The sequence below is a fragment of the Moorena producens 3L genome (genome assembly GCF_000211815.1).
Taxonomy (GTDB): Bacteria; Cyanobacteriota; Cyanobacteriia; order Cyanobacteriales; family Coleofasciculaceae; genus Moorena; species Moorena producens.
In genome coordinates this window covers 63936-87701 of the sequence record NZ_GL890942.1, presented here as the reverse complement: position 1 = coordinate 87701, position 23766 = coordinate 63936, and the positions used below count along the sequence as shown (strand labels likewise).

Sequence of the window (23766 nt, the reverse complement as noted above, 5' to 3'; positions counted from 1 at the left end):
TTTCCCAAGTGCCCCATGGCTTGGTCAAATAAGTGACCAGTAACACTATCCTACTCTAGGCATAAAACCACTACCCCCTTCTGGTATTGAGCAACTGGTCACAACGTTATGCCAAGGTGTACTCCCTGCTTAGTAGACGAAGTCCAAAGCTAAAACACCTGCCAAAGCCATCCTAGAAAATTGTAGTCAATACTTGGCAAAATGGGGAGCAGGGAGTAGGGAATAGGGAGCAGGGAGTAGGGAATAGGGAGCAGGGAACAGGGAATAGGGAACAGGGAATAGGGAACAGGGAATAGGGAACAGGGAATAGGGAACAGGGAATAGGGAACAGGGAATAGTTAAAAAATTGGCGTTGCATTACTGTGGGATGATTTAGAGTTTTTTTCGATAGCGATCGCTTCATAATCCCTCCCAAATGTTAAACTGAAATTAATACTGAAATTAATTTAGTAATCCTTTTGTTTTTGAGATATTCAATCATGAATTTATTGACAACTATAACATCTATATTGACTTATAATAACAAAAGTTTTTACGATGTGATCGCGCTAGATAATGACGCAAATGACTATTCTATCCTTCGACCATTGTCATTGATTTTTTACTAACGCTCTGGTCTCCATTTGGACTAAATTGATGGTAAACTTTATATCCATATGTAATCAAATAGCAATAAAAATTATTGATTGTTTTATGATTTTTTTAAAAAGGGTTTGCCCTTTATTATCCTATTAAATATTATCAAATATCATCGGAATCCTTGTTTAAAGATGTCCATACCAAAATTTTAGTTTTTTTTGCTATAAATGTTTGCAGTTAATCTAGTTTACCCACTTGTGGTGTTTTGTAATTTTTATGATAATCAGGTAGCTGATTACCAATCTGCTTCACCCAACTAATTCCTGTATTATGATTGACTTTATGAATTCTTTCAATAGCCCTAAAACCCTTCCCCTTTAGGTACATAGTTAAACAGTATTATTTAACTTTTTTGCTCTCCTAGGGTGGCTAGGATAAATTAGTATAATAAAATAATCGCCATAGCCCTTACTAATTAAGGTTTTGAGTAATTTAAAAATGCAATTTTAATAAAAGCGCACCTAAGCGGTCTTGGGGGTTTACCCCATGAGCGACTGCATCAATACAATGTATTTTTATTTGATTGAATCCCTTGCTATTTAAGGGGTTAAGCTCATTTAACCTACTCATTTACTATAATCAGTATAGGAGAGCCAACTTTTTGAGAATAACATAATTTTGAATAAGACTAAATAAATTGGCGAGCACAGCTCTTACATTGATAATTTTCTCCCCCCTTATGTGACCATTTTTTCAATACTATTAGACTGAAAATTAGGGCAATTTATACTCAGTTATTTCATGAGAGTGCTAAAGTTTAACTTTTTTATTAATTAAAAATTATCCCAGAATCATGCAACGCCAAAAAATTATGTGTAGGGAGCATGTCAAATTCGCCAAATGTACTCAAATAACTCATAACTGCTACTGAAACCCCGAAAACACTGTAGTTCAAGCGTTTATAGTTCAAGTGTTCTTACAAAATTGACCTGCTCCCTATGTGTACCTCATAGCTATGAAAAATGCTATACAATTCGACGCAGCTTGGATATGAAAAATGCTATACAATTCGACGCAGCTTGGAAATGATATTACTTATTTTTTATAAAAATACTTTGGAGATTATAGAATAATTGTTAATTAATTTTTAATTCCTATGCCATCCGTAAAAATTCTGAAAAAAAAATCTATTTTCCCAGAAAATGCGGGATTGCACCCATGAATAAAAGTGTTTTTTTCGATATAAATATAATTATTGGTAAATGAAATTATCCGTTGATTTCAAAAACTAGTTATAGCTCGGTAATCAGACGCTCATTACCAATTACCAATTACCAATTACCAATTACCAAAAGGGAGGATTTATTAGTTGCAGCCATAATCAGAATTGGCATAAAGATTCTTGCTGTAGCTCTTAAAGAGGCTTTAGTAATGCACAATTATGATATTTTGGTCAAGGGTGTTTATGTTAAATTTTGTTACAAAAACTGTCATTCAGGCGTAAAATATGGAATTGAAGCCGAATAAATAGTTATAGGGTTAAAATCCCTGATTGGGCATTTTGCACCACCAACCTGACTTGACAATGGTCGTGAGTTCTCAGTGCTAAAGCCAATAAATCAATACACAAATTTGGTGAGTCTACACCCGGCTGGCAACATCTACTAGAGATTATGCGAATCCTAATATATTCTTACAACTATCATCCAGAGCCAATTGGGATTGCCCCATTGATGACTGAACTAGCAGAAGGGTTGGTCAAAAGAGGCCATGATGTTCGGGTCATTACTGCGATGCCCAACTATCCTCAACGTCAAATTTATGAGGGATATCGAGGAAAATTGTATCTTACCGAACACATCAAAGGTGTGATTGTAGATCGCTGTTATGTGCGGATTCGCCCGAAACCAAATTTGATCGACCGATTATTGCTAGAGGCAAGCTTTGTTGCTACCAGCTTCCTCAAGGCTCTGAGTTCTCCTCGCCCTGATATCATTATTTTAACTAGTCCACCACTGCTAGTTTCCCTACCAGCTGTGATTTTGGGGTGGATACACCGAACGCCAGTAATTCTAAATCTCCAAGACATTTTGCCAGAAGCTGCTATTAAAGTAGGCTTACTGAGCAACCAACCTCTAATCCGTGCATTAGAGGTTGTAGAAAGGTTTGCTTACCGCACAGTCACCAAAATCAGTGTGATTGCTGATGGCTTTACCGATAACTTGCGCAGCAAGGGTGTGCCAAGCTCTAAAATTGTGAAGATTACCAATTGGGTTGATGTTAACTTCATCCGTCCTTTACCAAAAGAAAACAACTCCTTTCGCACTGCCCATAACCTTAATGGTAAGTTCGTTATACTCTACTCCGGTAATATTGCCCTCACTCAAGGTTTAGAAACTCTGATTAAGGCAGCATCTAGGGTGCGTCACGTTCGAGATATTGTGATTGTGATCGTTGGAGAACAGAAAGCTTTAGGCCGACTAAAGCAGTGCTGTAAGACTTGGGACGCCAATAATGTTAAGCTGCTGCCATTTCAACCTCGGGAAAAACTACCGGAAATGCTAGCAGCAGCGGATGTGGGGTTGGTAATACAAAAGCAGAATGTAATTTCTTTCAATATGCCCTCCAAAATCCAAGTACTGCTAGCTAGTGGTCGCCCCATCCTAGCTTCTGTTCCTGCTAATGGAACCGCTGCCAGAGCTGTCAAAAAAAGCGGCGGTGGCATTGTTGTTCCCCCAGAGGATCCAGAAACTCTAGCAGAAACAATCTTAGAGTTGTATAAGGATCCCGCAAGAGTTACATTACTGGGCAACAGAAGTAGACAACATGCTCTTCAATATTATTCATTTGATCAAGCTCTCAACCGTTACGAAGAACTCTTTTCTGACATTCAAAATCAGCGGTTACTGGCAGCGGTTCAGAAGTCTTGATGAATCCCTTTTACTGATTAGGGAGTAGGGAGTAGGGAGTAGGGAGTAGGGAGTAGGGGTAACAAAATTGAATGCACCTCATAAGTATTAAACGTTCTTTAGTGGGATGCTAAAAACCATGACTCGAAATGCGTTCGCGAAGCGTGACCTACGGTCAATCGCGAAGCGTGGCCTACGGCCAATCGCACTCAACCCAACAATTCCTCCCCTGGAAAACGGTGACAGGCTGACTCAGGCTGAGTTTGAGCGTCGCTATGATGCCATGGCCGTTGAAGGTTGAAGGTTGAAGGTTGGTTTGTTGAACGCGATTGCGTGGCCTTTTGGCCAAGGTTGAAGGTTGAAGGTTGAAGGTTGGTTTGTTGAACGCGATTGCGTGGCCTTTTGGCCAAGGTTGAAGGTTGAAGGTTGAAGGTTGGTTTGTTGAACGCGATTGCGTGGCCTTTTGGCCAAGGTTGAAGGTTGAAGGTTGAAGGTTGGTTTGTTGAACGCGATTGCGTGGCCTTTTGGCCAAGGTTGAAGGTTGAAGGTTGGTTTGTTGTTCGCGATTGCGTGGCCTTTTGGCCAAGGTTTAAGGTTATCCAATTCTTAGCACTCAAACGGTTACACATCAATTTCATCTGGCTATCTCCCCATCTCCTCATCTTCCCATCTCTCCACACTTCCCACACTTCCCACACTTCCCATACTTCCCACACTCTTGGCCTGTTCGCTATTCGATATAATAAAATAATTTTCTTAAAAAACCATTCCGATGATGTACGATACGATCGTGGTTGGCTCTGGTAACGGAGCCTGTGGGTTTCTGAGCTATTACCTAGAAGCTGGTAATGACAGGTCTATCCGGGAGCGGGTGTTAGTGCTGGAGGAGGGGGATGATTTCTTTACTACCAGCGACATTACCCACCAGAACAACTGGACTAAGTCCTACGCGGAGGAAAAGGTATTCAAGTTGCACAATGCCCTGACTCCCAAGGGAATTCCGATTATATCTGGGCGAGCCTGCACTATGGGTGGTGGCGGCTCGATTAACTATACCATGATGCATGAGTCGTCGGAGTGGCTGGCGACACATATTGGTCAAACGGCAGCCTATTGGGACAGCCTGAAGGCAGAGTTGAATCAGAAGTTTGCTAGACCAAACCCGGTAACCGATCCGTCACCTGTGACTAAACAAGTACTCCAGGCGGCTGAGAAGGTTGGTTTTGTGACCAGTACAGACGCTATCGACAATATTCCTAATTTGGAGGTGAGGGATACTGGCCTGTTGCACCTTTTTCCAACCCAGTTCAACTCATTTGGGCAGCGAACCCACAGCGGAGTATCGATTGTCGATTGGTTTGGCCAGGGAGTGGAGATCAAGACTAGGTGTAGGGTTGAGAGACTTGAGTTTTCTAAGGAGCAAGGGCAAAAACCACGGTGTGTGGGGGTGCATGTTAAGTACCTGGACACGGGGATGACGGAACGCTTGTCTTTGCTTCCTGATGGTGGAAAGGTGATTATGTGCGCAGGGGGTGCGACGCCACGGCTGCTCTGGTCTCACCGCGAGGAATTGGGAAACGATCTGATCGGGCAGCATGTGAATGACCATATTGTCATGCCCCTGGGTCTCTACGTGGTGGATAAGAGTATCGATGTTACCCCTCGGGATGTGTACATCTCTGTGTTTGCTACAACGGTATGGCAACCAGAACCAGAACAACCGGGACAGGAAACGGTTTGCTGCTTCGATTTCTTTTCTGGTAATTTTGAGAGGCTGTGGTTTATGATTGCCCACCTTTATCTGGCGTTCCTGTTCCCAAACTGGCTCAAGAAGTTCGTGATCAGGTTACCTTGGTTGTTTAATATCATCAAGAACGTGATTAGGGTGTTTCTTCAGGCAGTCAATTTCATCATTAACCTGTTATGGGGACTTTATAACTTACTTCAAGGCAAACCATGGCATGATGAAGCCCACTTGATTACTGCGGCGATTAAGTTTAATGCTGCTAAAGAGGGTTGCTATTCAAGGGACGACTCTCGGATTGAATTAGATTTCTTTGGAGAAGAGGAACAATCCCATTTCAATCAGGATAAAGTGGTAGCTAACAGTGAGATTGCCAAGCACATGGCACTGTTGAACGGCTTGGGAGAACAGCCACATTGGTTAGTTAAGTGGTTCTTGCGACTGGTAACTAAGATGCCCTACGAAGAGAACCAGATTGAGGAGTATGTTGATGTTTACAGTCGCAGGTTTTTACTGTCGGAGCAGCACTTGTCGGGGGGATGCCTATTCGGTAAGGCGATTGATAAAGGACTCGACAATGCAATAGATACTGGTAAAGTATACGGGTCAGCTAATGTCTATGTGGCTGACCTTTCTGCTGTGCCCTTGCCCCGGATTAGTACGCAGATGACAGCTTATTTGATTGGTTTCCATGTGGCGAAGAGGATATGTGTGGGGAATGGGGAATCGGGAGTCGGGAGTCGGGAGCGGTGCGACCCGTGGCGAATTTAATTCGCCTACGGAAAGCGCACCGAGGGAGTCGGGAATTAAATATCTGATCGACATGATATAATCCCAGAAATTGGGCGCGAGTTAATTGCTAAGCCAGAAAAGACCGATGGATTAATTCTAGGTATCGAGGGATATCTATAACACTATTTTGTTAGGTGGCTCCATACTTGGCATCACTTCAGAGGATGCCAGCTAATCTCTTATTGTCTATAAAAATTGCTAATAATCCTGAGTAGCCAAGTCATTGTTTCCTTTAAATCAATAACTAATAATGAATAATTCTCAATTTATAGATATGCTAATTAAAGTTCTTAATGCAGCAATAGAACAAGTTAAAGAAGTAAGGTATGCTCTTGGTAGTGATGTTTCTGCTCAGGATTATAAATCTATTGGGTCATTTGGTGATGGGTATCAAAAAATTAATGCTCAGAATCTAGAAACTGACACTGGAACTTCCAAATTTAATCAACAAATAACAAAGACTGGCACTGATAAAGAAGGAATAGATGAGGTAGGTCCAGATCCAGGGAGTATGCCACCAGGTTTAGAAGCTTCTTCTAGACTTAGAATGCAAAACTGTTAGTCACAAAAACTTCAAAGATAGCTATACCTAGAGTTCATACCTCAAATAAACTAACTTAACTAGAAATAATGTCCAAAATTTTTCCTAGCAAGGGTTTTGGGCATTATTTAGTATGAATAAATTTAGCATAACAGGTACGAAAGAGTCGTTTTCACATAGGAATTATAGATCCACGAAATTTATGGTTCTCACATCTTTATTAGGGCTATGGTAGTTACTTATTTTATACCTATCCGATGCTTAAAAATACATAATCTAGATAAATAAATTTGAATTAGCTAGCATTGGAGTCAGCAATTCAACACTCCCATCGCCTAATAACTATTCCACGTTTTTCTGAATAAGCAGGTGCACAAAATTAATTACCCATTTTAAAAAAACAAAGCCTTACACTGTAAGGCTTACAGAGATTGGTAGTAGGAAATTAATTTTGTTTAGGTGCTTAGATAACCATTGACAGTAAACAGTAAACCCTCAACCCTCAAGAAACTCCGGAATCACTGGTGGCAACATTTAAGATACAGTTAATAAACAATCTGGAAACTGTAACGGTAAAATTATATTATCCTCTGCCATAATTACCTGACTTTGATACCCTTGCTCAGTCGGTTATCGAAAAACATGCAATTGACGATTAGTTAAATAAATTACCCAATAATCAGCAATCTCCGCCTCTGCATAATGGTTAGCTTTCAGTTCACAATCCCTCCTCAAGTTAGTATCGGCAACTTCAATAATTAAATAAATTTATGATGGTGTGGGATCATGGTCTAGGTATTGCAGTTCATCTGGTATAACTACGGCTATATCTGGTTGGAGTTCGGAGTAATTACTTAACTGAATTGGTAATTGTGTTTGAGCTAACCCTTGCTCTCATAAACGATTATCCAACAATCGGCAAGTGATCCGAATTCCAGTAGCATGGGGAGGGGTGCATCTCACGTTTACAATTAGGTAAAAATTTCAGTTAAAATTCCCACACTCCGATGGCGAAATGGGGAGATTTTTATGGTTATTTCTGAATACTAGCACTATACATTAAGGTTAGGAGATTGATATATAGCGTTTATCATAGCTATGATGTACAGAGATTTTTTCTCCTTATTACCTATTCCCTGCTCCCTTATTCCTGCTCCCGACTCCCTCGGTGCGCTTTCCGTAGGCGAATTAAATTCGCCACGGGTCGCACCGCTCCCTACTCCCTCGGTGCGCTTTCCGTAGGCGAATTAAATTCGCCACGGGTCGCACCGCTCCCTACTCCCTGAACTATAACCTATAGCAACACTCAATGCTCGTTCTAAATCCAGCAAAAAAATCGTTAACTTTTCTGCTTCGTATTGCCACACCGCGACATAATTAGCCATACCAAGGAGATAGGTTTCACTGTAATAGTCTGGCAATTTCCGAATCGTTGATAAGGGCAAATCGATCATAGTGGGTAGCCGCTCAACCGGAATGGCGCAGGCGTCTCCCCCGGGAGTTTTAACGATGATCAAAAATTCGCCAACATTTGATAAATCAATAGGGGATTTTGTGACAGCAGCGGTTTCCCCTAAACCTTGACTTATCGGTAGCTTAGCTTTGGTAGGTTTGACCAGTATTGGTTTTAAAGGCAGCAGCGTCAAGGTTCGATTGTCTAGATGAATTAGTCTGTTATCCCTGCTACTCTCCCTAATGTTGCTGGGAAAATCCCTAACGTTTAAGACCACTGTCATTGGTAATGCTAACCAATACTTAGCGATTTTAAAGACAATAACTCTAATTTTTTTCATATCCCTACTCCGTAAGCTATCAGCTATCAGCTATCAGTTATCAGCTATCAGTTATTATTTATCAGTTATCAGTTATCAGCTATCAGTTATTATTTATCAGTTATCAGCTATCAGTTATTATTTATCAGTTATCAGCTATCAGTTATCAGTTATCAGCTATCAGTTATCAGGTTTCAGCTTTCAGCTTATGGGTTAGGTCACAGGCTAGAAGCCTGTGCCACGCTACTTGAGGTGATTTTGAATAAAACAGGTAAGCATTCGTTTGATCAGAGTTACGGAAAGCTGACCGCTGACCCCTGACGGCTGACCGCTGACCGCTTACTATTAAATTATCCCAAATGAAGTTTATTTTAAGCATTAGGCTGACCACTGACCGCTGACCGCTGACCACTGACCGCTGACCACTGACCGCTGACCGCTGACTACTGAATGCTGAGGTTTATTTTAAGCATTAGGCTGACCACTGACCGCTGACCGCTGACCGCTGACGGCTTTATTAATTGTTGCTAAAATATCTTCGTCTAAATACGGTTTAGTCAAATAAGCTATAGCTCCGAGTTCGGTAGCAAGTTTTTTGTATTTATCCTGACTACGGGAGGTGAGCATAATAATAGGAATATCAGCTAAAGCTGGCTCTTGATGACTAAGACTCAAAAACTCAAGACCGTTTAACCGTGGCATTTCTAAATCACAGATAATCAGATCAATACCACTACTTCTGCGCAATAGTTCTATAGCCTCCCAACCATCTTTAGCTTGCACCACATGGTTACCATTTCGTTCTAGAATTAGGCTTAAATTTTGTCGCTCAGTAATGGAATCATCGACAACTAAAAAGGTTTTAGAAAGCTTGGCAGGTTGAAGGTTGGCAGGTTGAAGGTTGGCAGGTTGAAGGTTAGCAGGTTGAAGGTTAGCAGGTTGAAGGTTAGCAGGTTGAAGGTTAGCAGGTTGAAGGTTAGCAGGTTGTTCGCCTTTGGCGTTCGAGTAGGGTAGGTTAGCAGGTTGAAGGTTGGCAGGTTGAAGGTTGGCAGGTTGTTCGCCTTTGGCGTTCGAGAAGGGTAGGTTAGCTGGTTGAAGGTTATCAGGTTGTCTATGATCAGGTTGAAGCTTGTCTGGAAAACCTTGGCCAAAAGGCCACGCTTCGCGAACAACGTTCAACCTGCTAACCTTCAACTCTTCAGAACCTTGGCCAATAGGCCACGCTTCGCGAACAACCTTCAACCTGCTAACCTTCAACTCTTCAGAACCTTGGCCAATAGGCCACGCTTCGCGAACAACCTTCAACCTGCTAACCTTCAACTCTTCAGAACCTTGGCCAATAGGCCACGCTTCGCGAACAACCTTCAACCTCCCAACTTTCAACTCTTGATAACTGCCAACCTTCAACAAGGATGGCTGAGATTGAGGGAGCTGCTGTACATAGTTAAGTAACCCTGTACCGTCAATTACCAGGGTCAAACGACCATCGGCCAAAATACTGCAACCATAAACATAGGGAGGATATGCGATCGCATTAGACAGCTGCTTGATCACCAGTTCTTGCTCTTCGAGTACTTGTTCCACTTCTAGTCCTACCCATCCGTCACCGCTAGCCATCAATAGGATCGGATTAATCTCTTGGGGTTTAGTGAGCAAGGGATTCCAAGCTGGTAGTGTCGATACCTGTTGGGATGAGTATTCCAGTAAGCATGAGAGTTGGTAAACGGGAGTGCTATACTCATTCCCCCTGTGATGCCAATTCAGGATTTTTTGATCATTCACCATCTGGATGTGCTCAGATGCTGGCAACACTATCTGTTCAATGTCATTACCCACAAACCCATACACTCCCTGACTAGCTTGAACCACTAGCACCCTGGCATTTCTGAGGGCCTCTTGGATCTGCAAGCAAAAGGTTGTGCCAAGACCCTGCTGGAAGCGAACCTTTACCCGACCGTTAATCCGTTGCAGTTGGGAGCGCACCACATCTAGGCCAATACCTCGTCCAGAAAGTTCGTTAATTTGAGAAACAGTGGAAAATCCTGGCTGACAAAGTAAGTCTAATAGCTGATTTGGCTCCGGTGATTCGCCCAGGGCTTCCAAGTGCTCAACACTGAGCAGGTTGGTTTCCACGGCACGATTATAAATCTTTTCCAAGTCCAGTCCCTGACCATCATCTGTGACTTCAATGATGGTGCGATTTCCTTGATAGAAGGCACGAATTTCAATCTTACCGATAGCAGGTTTACCCCTTTGTTGGCGAACCTCGGAAGATTCAATACCATGGTCGAAACCATTGCGGACTAGATGCAGTAAAGCATCATAGAGATAATCAGCAATGGTTTTATCAACTAGGACATTACTAACACTGAGGGTCAATTCCGCTGACTTGTGATGGACATTAGACAACTGCTGCACCATGGAGGGAAAGGATTTAAGCAGATGTTCCAGAGGTATAGTCCGAGCCGATTGAAGAGTATCCCTCAGCTGAGTTGATAGACGCTGTTCTCGTTCCACACTAGCAGCAGCCGTAGTGGCTAACAAGCTCAGGTCTTCTGTAGCTTGAGTCAGTTGCAGGGTTTCTTCCCATGCCGAATCCCAGAGCTTAGAAATTTGCTGATTAGAGGAATGCTTCTTGAGCTGAGTGCGCAGTTGAGTCAGGGTGTGGCGGTGTTGCTTGAGCCAATTGGAGAGTTTTTCAACTACCCCTTGACAGTTTTCATCCTGCCATCCTAACTGGTTTTGGTTAATCAGTAGTTCCCCAACTAGGTGAGATAGATGTTTAAGACTGTCTAAATCAACGCGCACTGTGGCCGATGTCTTGATCGAGCCCTCTGCTAATGAAGGCACACCAGCCTCTCCAGACTCCCGATCGGGAGGAGACATTGATATTTGGTTTACTTCTTTTCCTGATTCAGAGTTAACCGCTAACTCCGACTCTTGCTTAGAGTCAGTCTGAGCTTGGTTAAGATTGTCTGTTGCTACGGTTTCTGAAGATTCATCCAGAAATATAGTATCTGGAAATATACTATCTGGAAGTATACTATCTCCCTCAAGAGATTCCTCTTCAGGAAACACTTGATTAGTTTGCTGTTGCGCGAGAGGAATATTACCAAAGGTTTCCTCAAGTAATTCATCAAGGGCTGTTGCCGATTTAAGGTTAGCAGGTTGAAGGTTAGCAGGTTGAAGGTTAGTGTTGGTTGAAGGTTGAAGGTTAGTGTTGGTTGAAGGTTGAAGGTTAGTGTTGGTTGAAGGTTGAAGGTTAGTGTTGGTTGAAGGTTGAAGATTAGTGTTGGTTGAAGGTTGAAGGTTAGTGTTGGTTGAAGGTTGAAGTTTGTCTGGAAAACCTTCAACGTTCCAACCTTCAACATTTAACGATTGTGAACCTTCAACCTTCAACGATTGTGAACCTTCAACCTTCAACGATTGTGAACCTTCAACCTTCAACGATTGTGAACCTTCAACCTTCCAACCTTGGCCTTTTGGCCACGCTTCGCGAACAACCTGTAACTCTTCTTGTGATCCAGCTAATTGTTGAAGGCCTCGGCTGGGGTTTCCTCCACGAGTGCGATCGCCTCCTAAGACAGCAGTATGAGCTTCCTGGAAATTCGTTAAGGCAATCTTGGCAATTTCCATCACCTGTTCAGGGTAAGCGTCAAGGGCTTTGAGGGTGTTTTCGGCAATAGCTTTAAACCCTGGTAAGCTCAAGGATTCCCCCAACCCTACAAATATTTCACCTTGTTCTCGCAAGGTCTCAGCAATCTCTATCAACGTAGCCTTATCATAATCGGGGGTTGAAGGTTGAAGGTTAGTTTCGGTTGAAGGTTGAAGGTTAGTTTCGGTTGAAGGTTGAAGGTTAGTTTCGGTTGAAGGTTCAAGGTTAGTTTCGGTTGAAGGTTCAAGGTTAGTTTCGGTTGAAGGTTCAAGGTTGTCTGGAAAACTTTCAACATGCAACCTGCCAACCTGTAACCCTTGAGAACTTTCAACATGCAACCTGCCAACCTGTAACCCTTGAGAACTTTCAACATGCAACCTGTCAACCTGTGACCCTTGAGAACTTTCAACATCCAACCTGCCAACCTGTAACCCTTCAGAACTTTCAACATCCAACCTGCCAACCTGTAACCCTTCAGAACTTCCAACCTTCAACAAGGAAGCTAGGTGATCAATGCGTTGCTTGACTCCTACTTCAAAGATAGATTGGACAATATCAAACCCAAGTTCTGCTGATGTGGGTAGAGAGGCTTGATAGTCAAAGCAATCTCCTAATTTAGCTTGCAGTTTAGCAAACACCCCTGCAGCTCGGTTGATAATCTCAGTATTCTTGCTCAACTCCCCGGTCATTTCAGCGGTCAGTGCCATCCTCAGGCACTGATATCCTTCAAACAGTAGTGTTTCTAGCTCTGTATCAATGGTTGCCTCAGGGGCTAACATTGCCCGGAAGACATCTTCGAGATAATGTGCTACACTCTTTATGGTGTCTTGCCGGACATTAGCAGCTGCGCCTTTCAGGGTATGAGTGGCTCGCATTAAGTCATAAAGTTGGTTTTTTGGCTTGTTCGGTGTCAAAGCCAGCAAATTTTGTTCAATAACTTGCAGCAAGTCCTGGGCTTCGCCTAGAAAGTATTGATAGGTTTCTGGATCAATAGTTGACATTTTTTTAGGGAGTAGGGGATCGGGAGTCGGGAGTCGGGAATCGGGAGTCGGGAGTCGGGGTAAAAAACTTGAATTTACCTTATAGTTGCTGGTGGCGAAAACCACGCCAGTAGCTGATCAGGCTTTTAACACTCCCCGCGCCGCCGCCCCACACTCCTCACACTCCCGACACTCCCCACCCGTAGCACTATAACTAGTTCACGGTAAACCGCTCAACAGCTGCCTGTAGATTTTTGATGGTGGTGAGGGATTCCTTGAAGGACTCCCAAAGCTCGGTAGAGTCTTCAGAAGTATTGGTGGATATGGTGGCAACTTCTTTCATGGTTTGGGTGACCGATTGTGATTGTTCCAGTTGGGCTAGGGTTGCCTGGGTAATGCCTGCAACTAACTGGCTAATCTCACCAGTAGCTGATGCGATCGCATTTAGATTGCCCTTGCTTTCTTCTACCAATTCCGTGCCAGTATTAACCTGAGCGATCGCCACTTCGGTCACTTTAATCACCTCTCGGGTCTGAGTGCGGATTTCAGCAACTAAATTAGAAATTTCCGTAGTTGCCTTGGCCGACTGTCGAGCTAAGGAGCGCACCTCATCAGCTACTACCGCAAATCCTTTACCATACTCCCCAGCCCTGGTGGCTTCGAGAGCAGCATTGAGGGAGAGTAGCTGGGTTTGGGTGGCAAAATCACTAATCAAATTCAATACCCGGTCAACATTTTGGGAGTATTGACTTAACTGTCTAATTTGGTGGCTGGCTTCCTCCACACTGTCCCGAATTCCTAGAATTCCCTCCACTGTGCGGTTCATAGCTGTCTCCCCCGATGCTACTTTTTGGTTTGCCTCTTGCACAGCTCGGTCGATGGATTGGGCGCTAGCGGTTACGGCTTGGGTAGAGTTAACCATGCTCTGGATTTGATCAATCCCTTGGGTCAACTCCTGACACTGATGCTGGGCTTCTTGGGAAACTTTAGTAATTGCTGCTTCACTCTGTGTAGCAGTTTCAGCGACTTTGACAGAAGCTGAGAGTACCTGGATCACAATTTCCCGTAAACTCTGGATGGTGTTGTTGTAAGCATCTGCAATAGTCCCAAGTTCATCATTGGTAATCGGAGCTCTAACGGTCAAGTCACCGTCTAGAGCAGGTCGGACAGCTGTAAGCAAATCAATAGCACGCTGTTGGAATAATTCCCTAGCCTCCTTTTCCTGTGATGCTAATTCTGCTAGTTTTTGGGATTGCGTCCGCAATTGTTCCAAATACTCAGCTCGCTGCAAGGGTATACTGATCTGAGCCGCAATCTGAACCATCCAATTAATCTCTTCCCCTTGCCAATCCCTAGGCTCAGAATTTTGATAAGCAGCCAGTAAACCCCACAGCTTATCCCCTTGGAAAATTGGCACAATAGTATAGGCTCTGGCCTGATATCGCTCTAGCTGCTCGATATAACAACTTGAAAAATCCCCTTCGTAGATATCACTAACCACCCAGAAGGGTTTGTCTTGGCTAGAGAGATTGCCTTGGATGGTTTGCAGATAGGTATCTCGGATGGTTGGGGCTTGCTGGCTAAACTGCTCAGGGGTATTTCCAGCCACCGTTTTCACGATACATTCACTAATATTTTTGTTGATGAGGGGATTATTAGTCTGTTCCTGGATTAGAGAGCTCCAGCCACTAGCCACCGACTCAGCAACAAAGGAGCCACTCCAATCAGAATTGAAGCGATATATCGTAACACGGTCAACCCCTAAGAGTTTACGAACTTCGTTGGTGGTAACATTAAAAATAGTGCGTAGGTCTTGGGATTGTTGAATTTTATCCGTGACCTTAGTCAATACTCTTTCCCGTTCTGCTGCTTGATGTAATTCCTCAGACTTTAACCGTTGTGCCTCCAGTAGCTCAGAGTGTTGCAATGCTACTTCTAACTCAGCTGCAATCTCTAGCATCCAGCTAACCTCTGACTCCTGCCATTGCCTGAGATCAGAGTTTTGATAGGTAGCCAATAATCCCCAGAGTTTTTCATTCTGGTAAATAGCTACAATCACATAAGCTCTGACCTGATAACTTTCTAGCACTTGAAGATAACAAGGGGTGAACTCCTGATTGTAGATATCCTCCACCACCCGGTAGGTTTCCCCCCTACTATAGGAACCCCCCTGGGTTTCTTGAAGATAAGTATCGACCTGATTAATTGGTTGAGTAGCCAATTGTTGGATGCTGCATGCGCTGATATCAGCCCTTAGGGTTGGACTATGAGTCTGGCTCTGAAGCAAAGAAATCCAGCCTCCAGCCACAGACTCTGCTACAAATTCACCACTCCAATCGGGATTAAAGCGATAGATAACGGCTCGGTCAGTGTTGAGCAGCTGTCGCACTTCTTGAGTAGTGGTCTGGAAAATAGTCTTGATATCCAGAGAACGGCGGATTTTGTTAATGACTTTCGCCACAGTTGCCTCCCGCGCCTGCTGCTGTTGCAACTGAGTGCGTAACTCGTGGGTAGTTAGGTGAAGGGATAGTTCTGTGGCAATAGTTTGAAAGGAATTAATCTGTTGTGGAGTCCAGGATGGAACCGACCTGTCTTGGTTTGTCTGTACCAGGCATTGCTGCAGGACCAACAAACCCCAAGCTTTCCCCGATACGGGCAAGCATAAGCTGAGACTCGATTGAACTTGAAATTTATCCAGCAGCTGGAGTTGGTAGGGAGTGACCGAATCATTGCTGACGTGATCGATAATTACCCTTGACTGCTGCAAATACTCTGTGGACAAGTCAGCCCCAAAAGCAGTAGCATCTAGGGTTTCCCCGACCGCAGGAGTCCACCCCCGTTCTACGGCTTCTGCCAAAACTATTCCGGTGCGAGCAGAATTGAAGCGATAAATTAACACCCGCTCGGCAAGGCTTAGATGTTGAACCCCATTGACTGTATTGTTTAGTAAGGTTTCCCAGTCCCCAGCTTCACTCATTAATCTGCTCAGCTCTAACAATTTTTCATGCTGGGCTTGGAACTGTTGTTGGAGTGCCTCTTCGTAGCTAAGCTTCAATTGCTGAATTTCCAGATTCACCCCTGCCGTAAACTGCTCAACCTCCTGACCAAAGGATTCAAATTGCTCCAAATTTTTTTTCAGGTCTAACTTATCTACCCTTCGGCGTTGCTCTAGATCAGTTTTTAGCCTGTCTAGGTTAACCTTAAATCCCTCTAGGTTAGGGCGAGCAGAGTTAAAAAATTGCGGAGTATTCTCCTTGAGGAGATTGTGATTTTCTAATAGCAGTTCTGAATCATTATCATCCCATTGTGCTTCTGACATCTGTCTAGAGTCGTAAATTTTACTTATACTTCATACTTTATATCAACTGCTGCTTGGACAATTCGTTGGGCATCTAAGATAATACTACTAGCTTCGGGAAGATAGGCTTTGACAAAGTGTCCAAATCTGAGGGGCAATAATCGATCAGGGGGTTGTAAGTTTTCCCAATGGTGCTGTTCTATTTCTTCCACTTGTGAAACCACCAGTCCCAGCAGTTTGCTGTTGACTTGAAGTACAATCACCATGATTTTTGTCCTGGAGATGTACTTGGGTTGCCAAACAGCAGGAAATCCTAGCAGATAGTTTAGATCTAACAACCACAGCATTTCACTACGCCAGTTGTAAATCCCAATCACACTATCGGCAGTATGGGGAATTGGCAAAATTTCAGCAACCGACACATTCAGAATTGCTTGGATGTAGTTTACCTGTAACAAAGCCCCATTGCCAGACCCTACCTGGAAGCGCAAAAATTTCTCCTGGGGGGGAAGTTGGGCATCAACACTGACCTTAACGGAGGTAGCCAGAGGTAATTGAGCTTGATTCCCCTGGAAATTATGTTCATTTTTCTGCCAGGAGACAGGATAATGAACTTGATTAGTTCTCACCGTTGAGCCTGACTCTAGCCAAGTAGATAAGTCGAGCACCACCGGAATGCTTTCTAGTTTAATTTGTTTGCGCCATGCTGGTTGTTTCTCGGTTAGGCTACGCCCCAAAATTTTGACGGTATCAATTGAGTTTGGTTTTAGCTTGCTGATTGTGTGGTAGATAAATCTTACCACGGCTCCTGGCTTAGGAGCGGGGTCTGCTTCCAGTAAAACCAATAAACAGCTATCGTATAGTTTAACTTTAGCTATAATACCTTCGTGCTGAAGTTTATGATTCAGCATGGCAGCGATGACTTTTGGGTTTCCTTGTTTAGCTAATTGTAAAATTTTGCTTGTCTTGGAAATCTGCTCTTTGCTCATCACACCAAGTTACTATCGAAATGATCAAAAATTTATGATAAATACAATTACTTGGTATTTAATCACTTGATTTGTAATAATTTTTAATTTTGGTTAGAGTGAATGCTCACGTTTTTAGAATTGCGTGAATTTATGGGCCAATGAAAACCAGGGTTGAATCTACCTTTAATAGCTTGAGTTCTAAGCTAGTACGCTACGGTCACGAAAAATTTACTGGCCGACTGGATCTGAAGGTGTCAACTGCTCAGCAATGGAGCCTCTACTTGAGCTATGGGCGTTTGGTATGGGCATCTGGCAGTGTTCATCCCACTAGGCGTTGGCGTCGGCAGATAATCTATCATTGTCCTGAGGTTAATCCTAATCGGATTGCCCTGAAAAAGATAGAGCCAGGGTCCTGTTGGGACTACCAGTTGATGGTGCTGTTAGCACGGAAGCGAATGATCAACCCTCAACAGACGGTGGTTGTAATTCAAGGCATTGTGGCAGAAATATTGTTTGATATCCTCCAGAGCCTAACCTTAGTTTCTCCGGACCAAACCCTTATTCAACCCAGTAATGGTTCTGTGTCCTCAAACGCGATTGAAACTAGGGTAAAGAAGCCTGACAATTTCTTGCTCAATGCCCAGTTGGGAATACGTCCCTCTATGCAGGGGATTTTGCCACAAACGTGGATGTTAGAGCTAGAACCAACTATCAAGCAAGTTCAACAGGTCTGGCAGCAGTGGTCAGAAATGGGTTGGGAGGGTGTTTCTCCTGACTATGCACCGGTGCTGTTGCAAAAGTCGGTTTTGCAACAGCAAACCTCAGTGGCTACCTACAAAAATCTGGTAACGTTAATCAACGGTAAGCGCACCCTGCGAGATATAGCAGCCCTGCTCAAACGAGATCTGTTACTGCTGATGCGATCGCTTTATCCTTATATTAAGAAACAACTGATTGAACTAGTAGAAGTGCCTGACTTGAGCGCTCCCAAATTTGTAGATATCCCCGCCAAGGCAGGCATTAGTAGCCAAAAATCCCAAACCCCAAAATCCCAAACCCCAAAATCCCAAACCCCAAAATCCCAAACCCCAAAATCCCAGAAGAAGTCTGATCAGGCATTAATAGTCTGTATTGATGATCACCCCCAAACCTGTAAAATTATGAAGGAAGTGATTCAATCAGCAGGTTATCGATTTTTAGGAATCCAAGACTCTATCCAAGCTCTACCTTTGCTACTCAAGCATAAGCCAGATTTAATATTCTTGGATTTGGTGATGCCGATTGTTAATGGCTACGAAATGTGCGCCCAGATCCGCCGGGTGTCAATGTTTGCCAATACACCAGTGATTATTCTGACTGCTAAAGATGGTATTGTAGACCGGGTAAGAGCCAGAATCGTTGGGGCCACTGATTTCCTTAGCAAACCAATCGACAATCAAAAAGTAGTGGCAACGGTGCGCAAGTATCATACAACCTCGCCTTGCAAGACCGATCCAGTTTAAAAAGAGAAGAGTCCGTAAGTGAAGGAAGAGTCTGGAGGTGGGGGGAATCCAGAATTGTCCTAGGTTAACACTTAACGGTCAACGGTTAACAGTCAACAAACCCTAACTATTGAATCAGCTCCTCTAGGGTACACAGCAGTTCTTCTGGAGTCACTGGTTTAGCTAAGTAGGCATCAGCCCCCAGCATCTTTCCCCAAATTTTGTCCACCTCAGTACCTTTGGTGGAGCAAATCACCACAGGAATCTGGCTAGTGTGAGGATTAACTTTCAGGGCTCGACAAAACTCAAAACCACTTTGACCAGGCAAAATTACATCTAAAACCACTAAATCTGGTGTATGGTGAGATAATTTTTCCCGAGCCTCCTCTACACTAGCCACGCCAGTAACCCCCAAACCCGCTTGTTGCAAACAGCGAGTTAGGTACTGTCTTTCTGTTACGCTATCTTCTACCACCAAAACAGTTTTCATATATTAAAGTATAGCACCTTATACAGAAAATTTGTTAATGGCAAGGGCAAAATTGCTGATAAAATCATGGTTTTTATCTAGCGCTATTCTTTCCCATCAGGGTGAACTCAGCTCTTCCACCCAAGGGGGTTATATCAAATCCCTGGTGACTAGAGCACGGGGAGCAAGGGAGCTTCCAAAGCAGGGGAGCTTCCAAAGCAGGGGAGATTCCGAGTTTCGGAGCTTCGGAGTAGGGAGTAGGAAATAAGGAATCGGGAAGACAGGACTAAATTAAAAGATTTTTCAAGGTCAGCAATCAAGAATTTTAAAGACTTAAAAATTAAGTTGGCCACAAGGTATATATCATCTAGCAAAAAAGTGTTATTTTTTTACTAAACTATTTCCTAGAATACAAATACTCAATCATAGGAGAGTTGCTTATGGGGAATTCAGGTAAAAACAAAAAATTATACTCTGTGAAGCTAGCTTCCTAAATCTCAGTAGAAACAAGACGGTAGAGACTTGACTGTAGAGACCTCACAATATTATCACAAACTCAGCCTAATCTTGAGAAGGCTGAGTCAAGAAGGCTTCTTGGGCTGTTTACATAGCAGTAACACACAGGAGAGTTTTTTCAGTCAACCGGCTCGGGTTCCAAAAATCGGATTCATAAAATGCTCAGCTAGGGCTGATAAGTACATAGAGAGTTCAAAACAGTACTAGTCATGATAGTGAACCACCATTACCAACTTCCCCACTGGTCAATGACCCAAAGCCAGCCTCTGAGTTATCTAGGCTTGGTAGAACAACTACGGGTAAGCAATCGAGAGGATTAACAATGGTGGTTAATGTATCAGGGTGCATCCAGCCTATCAGCAGTCATACCAGCTACTGGGAGTTTAATTGGTTAGTTAAAAGTCAGTTAAAATTCACCCATGTAGACTCTCGTATCCTGGTTTGCGACCGCTCCATTGGTGTTGCTCAACTATGGCAGCCAAAGGCAGGGCAGCTGGGGAAAAAGACTCCTGTGGATCAAATCCTAAGAAACCTAATTGAAGCAGTATCCCGCTACCCAGACCGAAGTCCTGAGCGGCAGAAAGCCTTGAATCGTCTCCTGAGCGTTATTCAAAATCTACCTGGCATTTACAAATCTTCCCACGTAGACTATCTAGAGGCGTTAAATCGAACCTGGGAATGGGTCATCCGCAATCTGTACCAGTTTGAGCCAAGTTCAACCTCCGTTGAAAAAAGCTTAGTTACCTGGATCAACGGATATTTACGCTGGCGCATCCGAGATTTATATATCTCAGATAGTAAATATCCAAGGATTAGCACTAATCAACCGATCGGTAACAGTGACGAGGATTCAAGGACTCTAGAAGACCGGTTGCCAGACCCTAGACCTTCCTTGAGTAGACTGGATGATTACATTGAAGCAATCCAGACAGCTGAACGCCAGCGTCTAAGTCAAGGGATTCTCGAAGAAATTAAAAACGATCCAGATGGGAAACTAATCGGTTGTCATCCCCGCAAATATCCCAAATGTAATTGTCAGTTATTAGCAATGCGGTTGCTAGTACAAGAACCACCCCAGAGAATTGCTGACATTGCTAGAGAATTTAACGCTAACCAACAAACTCTCTACTCTCACTGGAAGAAAAAATGCCTGCCGAAGCTGCAAGATATTGGTAAAACGTTTGGATATCAACCATGACTATTACAGAATCAACTAACATTAAGGTTTCTATTAGCCCATACGCTCATAGTTATGCAGCACAGTTTGCTGCTGAACAAGCCACCCCTAGGAAGGGAAAACACGTCTATCTCAATACTTTAGCAGTTTATGCTGTTAAAAACTATCTTAAATGGCTCAAGATTCCAACTAATCTTGCTCAAAGTGATTGTTGGAATCCGGGTTTAAGAGTATTGTTGGATGTAGCTGATTTGGTTTTGCCCAACATTGGTAAATTGGAATGTCGTCCAGTGCTACCAGGTCAGTCAGCCTTGAACGTGCCACTAGAAGTGACCGAAGACCGGATTGGTTATGTGGCAGTGCAGTTCAGTGAGCAATTAGACCAGGTAGAGTTATTGGGATTTGCTCCGTATCATGCGATCGCTAAATCCCTAGACCCTTTACCCCTAGAAAAGCTTGAATCTCTCGATACACTAATTGACAAGATTGATTGGATTAAGAAATCGGTGAGGGTAACCCAATGGTTTGAAGAAATATTTCAGGCAGATTGGCAACCACCACCATCACTTTTACCTGAGTATAGGTACAGGTCTAGTTTCAAAACGGTTACTGCCTTCAGAGGATCGGAGTTAGGTATCAAGCGGCGCTCCAAGCAAGAACCGAGCATACAGGCTTTAAGAGGTAATGACAGATCAACAATGCGAGCCAAGCTAATGGACTTAGCTGGTCAAGGGGTAGTCCTGCTGCTGCAAGTGAATTTCCAACCTCCTGATACTGAAGATATTGATATTTTTATGCGGCTATATCCTGCGGGTGATTCAATGTATTTACCACCAGATTTGCAGGTAAATTTACTCGATGAATCGGGAAATTCTTGTATGAAAGCTCAAGCTGGAAAAACTAACGACAAGATCCAAATTGATTTCAGTTGCCAACCAGAGGAACGATTCAGTGTCAGATTAAAATTGGGAGATATAAGTATCACGGAAAAATTTATAATTTAGGTAAGCTATCAGCTATCAGCTATCAGCTATCAGCTAATGCGCTACGCGCACGCTTGGCCAAAGGCCACGCTGCTTGAGGTGCGAACAGCTATCAGCTATCAGCTAATGCGCTACAGATGGTGCTACTTGAGGTGATGCGCGAATATCTCTGTTCTGTCACTGATCGGAGTTGTAAAATCAAGAGGAAAACCCACCCCACGGTCGAGGTGGGCTGTGGCCTTATTTAATTAATTCGGCAAATGTTCACGCTTTCTCATCTAGGGAGTTAACCGTTAATGCTGTGGCCATCAACTCTTCTAATTGTTCAAGATTTAAGGCTTGATTTCTGACGGATATCTCGACAGGAATCTCGGAAAATCGCAGTTTAAGGATGCGCTCTAAACTGCCTCGACGTTCTTGTTTGATTCCTTGTTGAATCCCTTGAGCAAGACCCTCTTGTAAAATCTCTTGATACCAGAGGTGCGACCCGTGGCGAATTTAATTCTTAATGCGGAAAGCGCACCTAAGTGATTCTCGTAATACTGTCATATCCCACCTCATGATTTGTTGAATTAAGGGTATCTCTAACACAAAGCTAGCAAAGAAAGCTAAGAGGAGATCTCCCAAGTTTTTTGATACTGAATTTTGCCCCCCTAGCCCCCCAACTTTGGGGGGAACAAGAGTCAATTTGCTTCTAAAAGTCCCCCAAAATTGGGGGACCAACGGGGGCTTGGATGTAGCAAATGAGACTTCTCAGACAACCTCTAAGAGCGGTTCTAGTTGATTTAGGGTTTGATCCGCTCGTAGCGCCTGCACTGCTGACCGCAATTTTGATTCGCTACCACCTCCTTTTAAGATCGGGACAAATGGAAATAGGGGAGGTAAAGGTTGTTCTAATACTAATTCAGCCTCTACTTCCCACAGATTAATTACCCGATAATCTTGACGCGCCTTTAATCCCATGAATTCCTTGTCGTAGCAATTTTCAATGGTGACTGTGCCTGGGGGCGGCAAGATATTAATTAATACAGGATTTGCGGATAGGTTGTATTTTTCCTCAGCTAAAGCCACATAATTGCGCATTCGCTGAGGCATGTTCTGGTCATAGCGTAGTTGTAATTCATTGAGAATCAGAAATTCGGAGTGTTCAGGACTAGACGCTTTTACAATTACATCGCTTTCGCGACTAATCCATTGAAACTCAGCATCAAGTAACTGAGATGCCCGCACTTGGGGATTACCGGTTACCCATTGCACCCAAGCATTAGGAGCGAGACTGATGAGGCGTTTGCTACCAATATCTGCACGTTTTGCCATACAATACAATTGATCGAATCAAGATTAATTATTGAGTTACACGCACCCCAGTTTGCAGAGCTATTTCTGGGGTTCAACTAAAATTTGATTACTGAAGAGCTGGGCTTTTCAGAGGGAGCATGTCAACTTTGTAATTAGGTACATATATCTCACGAACCGTAACCGTAACGTAACGTAACGTAACGTAACCGTAACGTAACGTACGTACGGTAGGTAGTACGTAGTACGTAGTACGTAAGTAGTAGTAATACGTACTACTACTACTACTACTACTACTACTACTACTATACTACTACGTTACTCTTACTTCTACGTTCTCGTTACGTACGTTCTACGTCGTCGTACGTACGTTCGTACGTACCGTACAACGACGACGGACGAGACGAGANAGNCGTACGTACGTACGTAGTACGTACGTACGACGTACGTACGTACGTACGTACGTACGTACGTAACGTACGTACGTACGTACGTACGTACGTACGTAACGTAACGTAACGTAACGTAACGTAACGTAACGTAACGTAACGTAACGTAACGTAACGTAACGTAACGTAACGTACGTACGTACGTAGAGTAGAG

At 43.4% G+C, this 23766-nt stretch carries 16 protein-coding genes and 4 pseudogenes; 8 read left to right on the top strand and 12 right to left on the bottom strand.

What is annotated here, in order from left to right:
• Nucleotides 1-172 precede the first annotated feature (172 nt).
• Both LYNGBM3L_RS45985 and LYNGBM3L_RS50495 read right to left on the bottom strand, forming a co-directional pair.
• Complete coding sequence (locus tag LYNGBM3L_RS45985) at nt 173-403, bottom strand: hypothetical protein (RefSeq protein ID WP_131827051.1); 231 nt, start codon at nt 401-403, stop codon at nt 173-175.
• A gap of 107 nt (nt 404-510) precedes the next feature.
• Nucleotides 511-660 (bottom strand): annotated as a pseudogene (locus tag LYNGBM3L_RS50495) (IS1 family transposase); the annotation flags it as partial.
• 1592 nt (nt 661-2252) lie between these two features.
• Here LYNGBM3L_RS50495 and LYNGBM3L_RS21040 point away from each other — a divergent pair.
• Both LYNGBM3L_RS21040 and LYNGBM3L_RS50490 read left to right on the top strand, forming a co-directional pair.
• Nucleotides 2253-3509, top strand: coding sequence for a glycosyltransferase family 4 protein (locus tag LYNGBM3L_RS21040; protein ID WP_008187629.1), 1257 nt, complete (start codon nt 2253-2255; stop codon nt 3507-3509).
• A gap of 181 nt (nt 3510-3690) precedes the next feature.
• Nucleotides 3691-3774, top strand: a pseudogene (locus tag LYNGBM3L_RS50490) (Uma2 family endonuclease); the annotation flags it as partial.
• On the opposite strand, the gene LYNGBM3L_RS21035 reads toward LYNGBM3L_RS50490, so the two are convergent.
• Complete coding sequence (locus LYNGBM3L_RS21035) at nt 3762-4091, bottom strand: hypothetical protein (RefSeq protein ID WP_131827052.1); 330 nt, start codon at nt 4089-4091, stop codon at nt 3762-3764. The pseudogene LYNGBM3L_RS50490 and the gene LYNGBM3L_RS21035 overlap by 13 nt on opposite strands.
• Before the next feature lie 169 nt (nt 4092-4260).
• On the opposite strand from LYNGBM3L_RS21035, the gene LYNGBM3L_RS21030 reads away from it, so the two are divergent.
• Both LYNGBM3L_RS21030 and LYNGBM3L_RS21025 read left to right on the top strand, forming a co-directional pair.
• Nucleotides 4261-6003 (top strand): GMC family oxidoreductase N-terminal domain-containing protein, encoded by a 1743-nt coding sequence (locus tag LYNGBM3L_RS21030; protein WP_044494138.1) that lies wholly within the window; start codon nt 4261-4263, stop codon nt 6001-6003.
• A 271-nt stretch (nt 6004-6274) separates the two neighbouring features.
• Complete coding sequence (locus tag LYNGBM3L_RS21025; protein ID WP_008187623.1) at nt 6275-6586, top strand: hypothetical protein; 312 nt, start codon at nt 6275-6277, stop codon at nt 6584-6586.
• Between the two features lie 609 nt (nt 6587-7195).
• On the opposite strand, the gene LYNGBM3L_RS49925 is transcribed toward LYNGBM3L_RS21025, so the two are convergent.
• Complete coding sequence (locus LYNGBM3L_RS49925; RefSeq protein ID WP_353814930.1) at nt 7196-7321, bottom strand: Uma2 family endonuclease; 126 nt, start codon at nt 7319-7321, stop codon at nt 7196-7198.
• A gap of 342 nt (nt 7322-7663) precedes the next feature.
• Between LYNGBM3L_RS49925 and LYNGBM3L_RS44035 the strand changes: the two genes are divergently transcribed.
• Nucleotides 7664-7807: a hypothetical protein gene (locus LYNGBM3L_RS44035; RefSeq protein ID WP_154659871.1), complete on the top strand. Its 144-nt coding sequence runs from the start codon at nt 7664-7666 to the stop codon at nt 7805-7807.
• A gap of 5 nt (nt 7808-7812) precedes the next feature.
• Here the strand turns inward: LYNGBM3L_RS44035 and LYNGBM3L_RS21020 are convergent, their stop codons facing one another.
• From LYNGBM3L_RS21020 to LYNGBM3L_RS38695, 5 genes are all read right to left on the bottom strand, one after another.
• On the bottom strand, nt 7813-8358 hold the full coding sequence (locus tag LYNGBM3L_RS21020) for a hypothetical protein (protein WP_154659870.1): 546 nt from the start codon (nt 8356-8358) through the stop codon (nt 7813-7815).
• A 166-nt stretch (nt 8359-8524) separates the two neighbouring features.
• The gene (locus LYNGBM3L_RS45980) at nt 8525-8749 is read right to left on the bottom strand and encodes a hypothetical protein (protein ID WP_081473260.1); all 225 of its coding nucleotides are present in this window, start codon (nt 8747-8749) and stop codon (nt 8525-8527) included.
• 53 nt (nt 8750-8802) lie between these two features.
• Nucleotides 8803-13098: a response regulator gene (locus tag LYNGBM3L_RS38700; RefSeq protein WP_048815291.1), complete on the bottom strand. Its 4296-nt coding sequence runs from the start codon at nt 13096-13098 to the stop codon at nt 8803-8805.
• A gap of 88 nt (nt 13099-13186) precedes the next feature.
• Complete coding sequence (locus LYNGBM3L_RS21005; RefSeq protein WP_008187615.1) at nt 13187-16291, bottom strand: GAF domain-containing protein; 3105 nt, start codon at nt 16289-16291, stop codon at nt 13187-13189.
• A gap of 23 nt (nt 16292-16314) precedes the next feature.
• The gene (locus tag LYNGBM3L_RS38695) at nt 16315-17259 is read right to left on the bottom strand and encodes a chemotaxis protein CheW (protein WP_008187613.1); all 945 of its coding nucleotides are present in this window, start codon (nt 17257-17259) and stop codon (nt 16315-16317) included.
• A gap of 140 nt (nt 17260-17399) precedes the next feature.
• Between LYNGBM3L_RS38695 and LYNGBM3L_RS20995 the strand changes: the two genes are divergently transcribed.
• Entirely contained in the window at nt 17400-18743 is a 1344-nt protein-coding gene (locus LYNGBM3L_RS20995; RefSeq protein WP_008187610.1) for a response regulator, read from the top strand.
• A 106-nt stretch (nt 18744-18849) separates the two neighbouring features.
• Here the strand turns inward: LYNGBM3L_RS20995 and LYNGBM3L_RS20990 are convergent, their stop codons facing one another.
• Entirely contained in the window at nt 18850-19212 is a 363-nt protein-coding gene (locus LYNGBM3L_RS20990; protein ID WP_008187608.1) for a response regulator transcription factor, read from the bottom strand.
• A gap of 817 nt (nt 19213-20029) precedes the next feature.
• On the opposite strand from LYNGBM3L_RS20990, the gene LYNGBM3L_RS20980 reads away from it, so the two are divergent.
• Entirely contained in the window at nt 20030-20905 is an 876-nt protein-coding gene (locus LYNGBM3L_RS20980) for a hypothetical protein (protein ID WP_008187603.1), read from the top strand.
• Nucleotides 20902-21888 (top strand): DUF1822 family protein, encoded by a 987-nt coding sequence (locus tag LYNGBM3L_RS20975; protein ID WP_008187601.1) that lies wholly within the window; start codon nt 20902-20904, stop codon nt 21886-21888. The genes LYNGBM3L_RS20980 and LYNGBM3L_RS20975 overlap by 4 nt, the downstream gene beginning before the upstream one ends.
• Nucleotides 21889-22131: 243 nt before the next feature.
• Here the strand turns inward: LYNGBM3L_RS20975 and LYNGBM3L_RS50485 are convergent.
• Together LYNGBM3L_RS50485 and LYNGBM3L_RS35465 are read right to left on the bottom strand one after the other, a co-directional pair.
• Nucleotides 22132-22482: pseudogene (locus tag LYNGBM3L_RS50485) on the bottom strand (DUF4351 domain-containing protein); the annotation flags it as partial.
• 156 nt (nt 22483-22638) lie between these two features.
• A pseudogene (locus tag LYNGBM3L_RS35465) lies at nt 22639-23184 on the bottom strand (RpnC/YadD family protein); the annotation flags it as partial.
• Between the last annotated feature and the right edge of the window lie 582 nt (nt 23185-23766).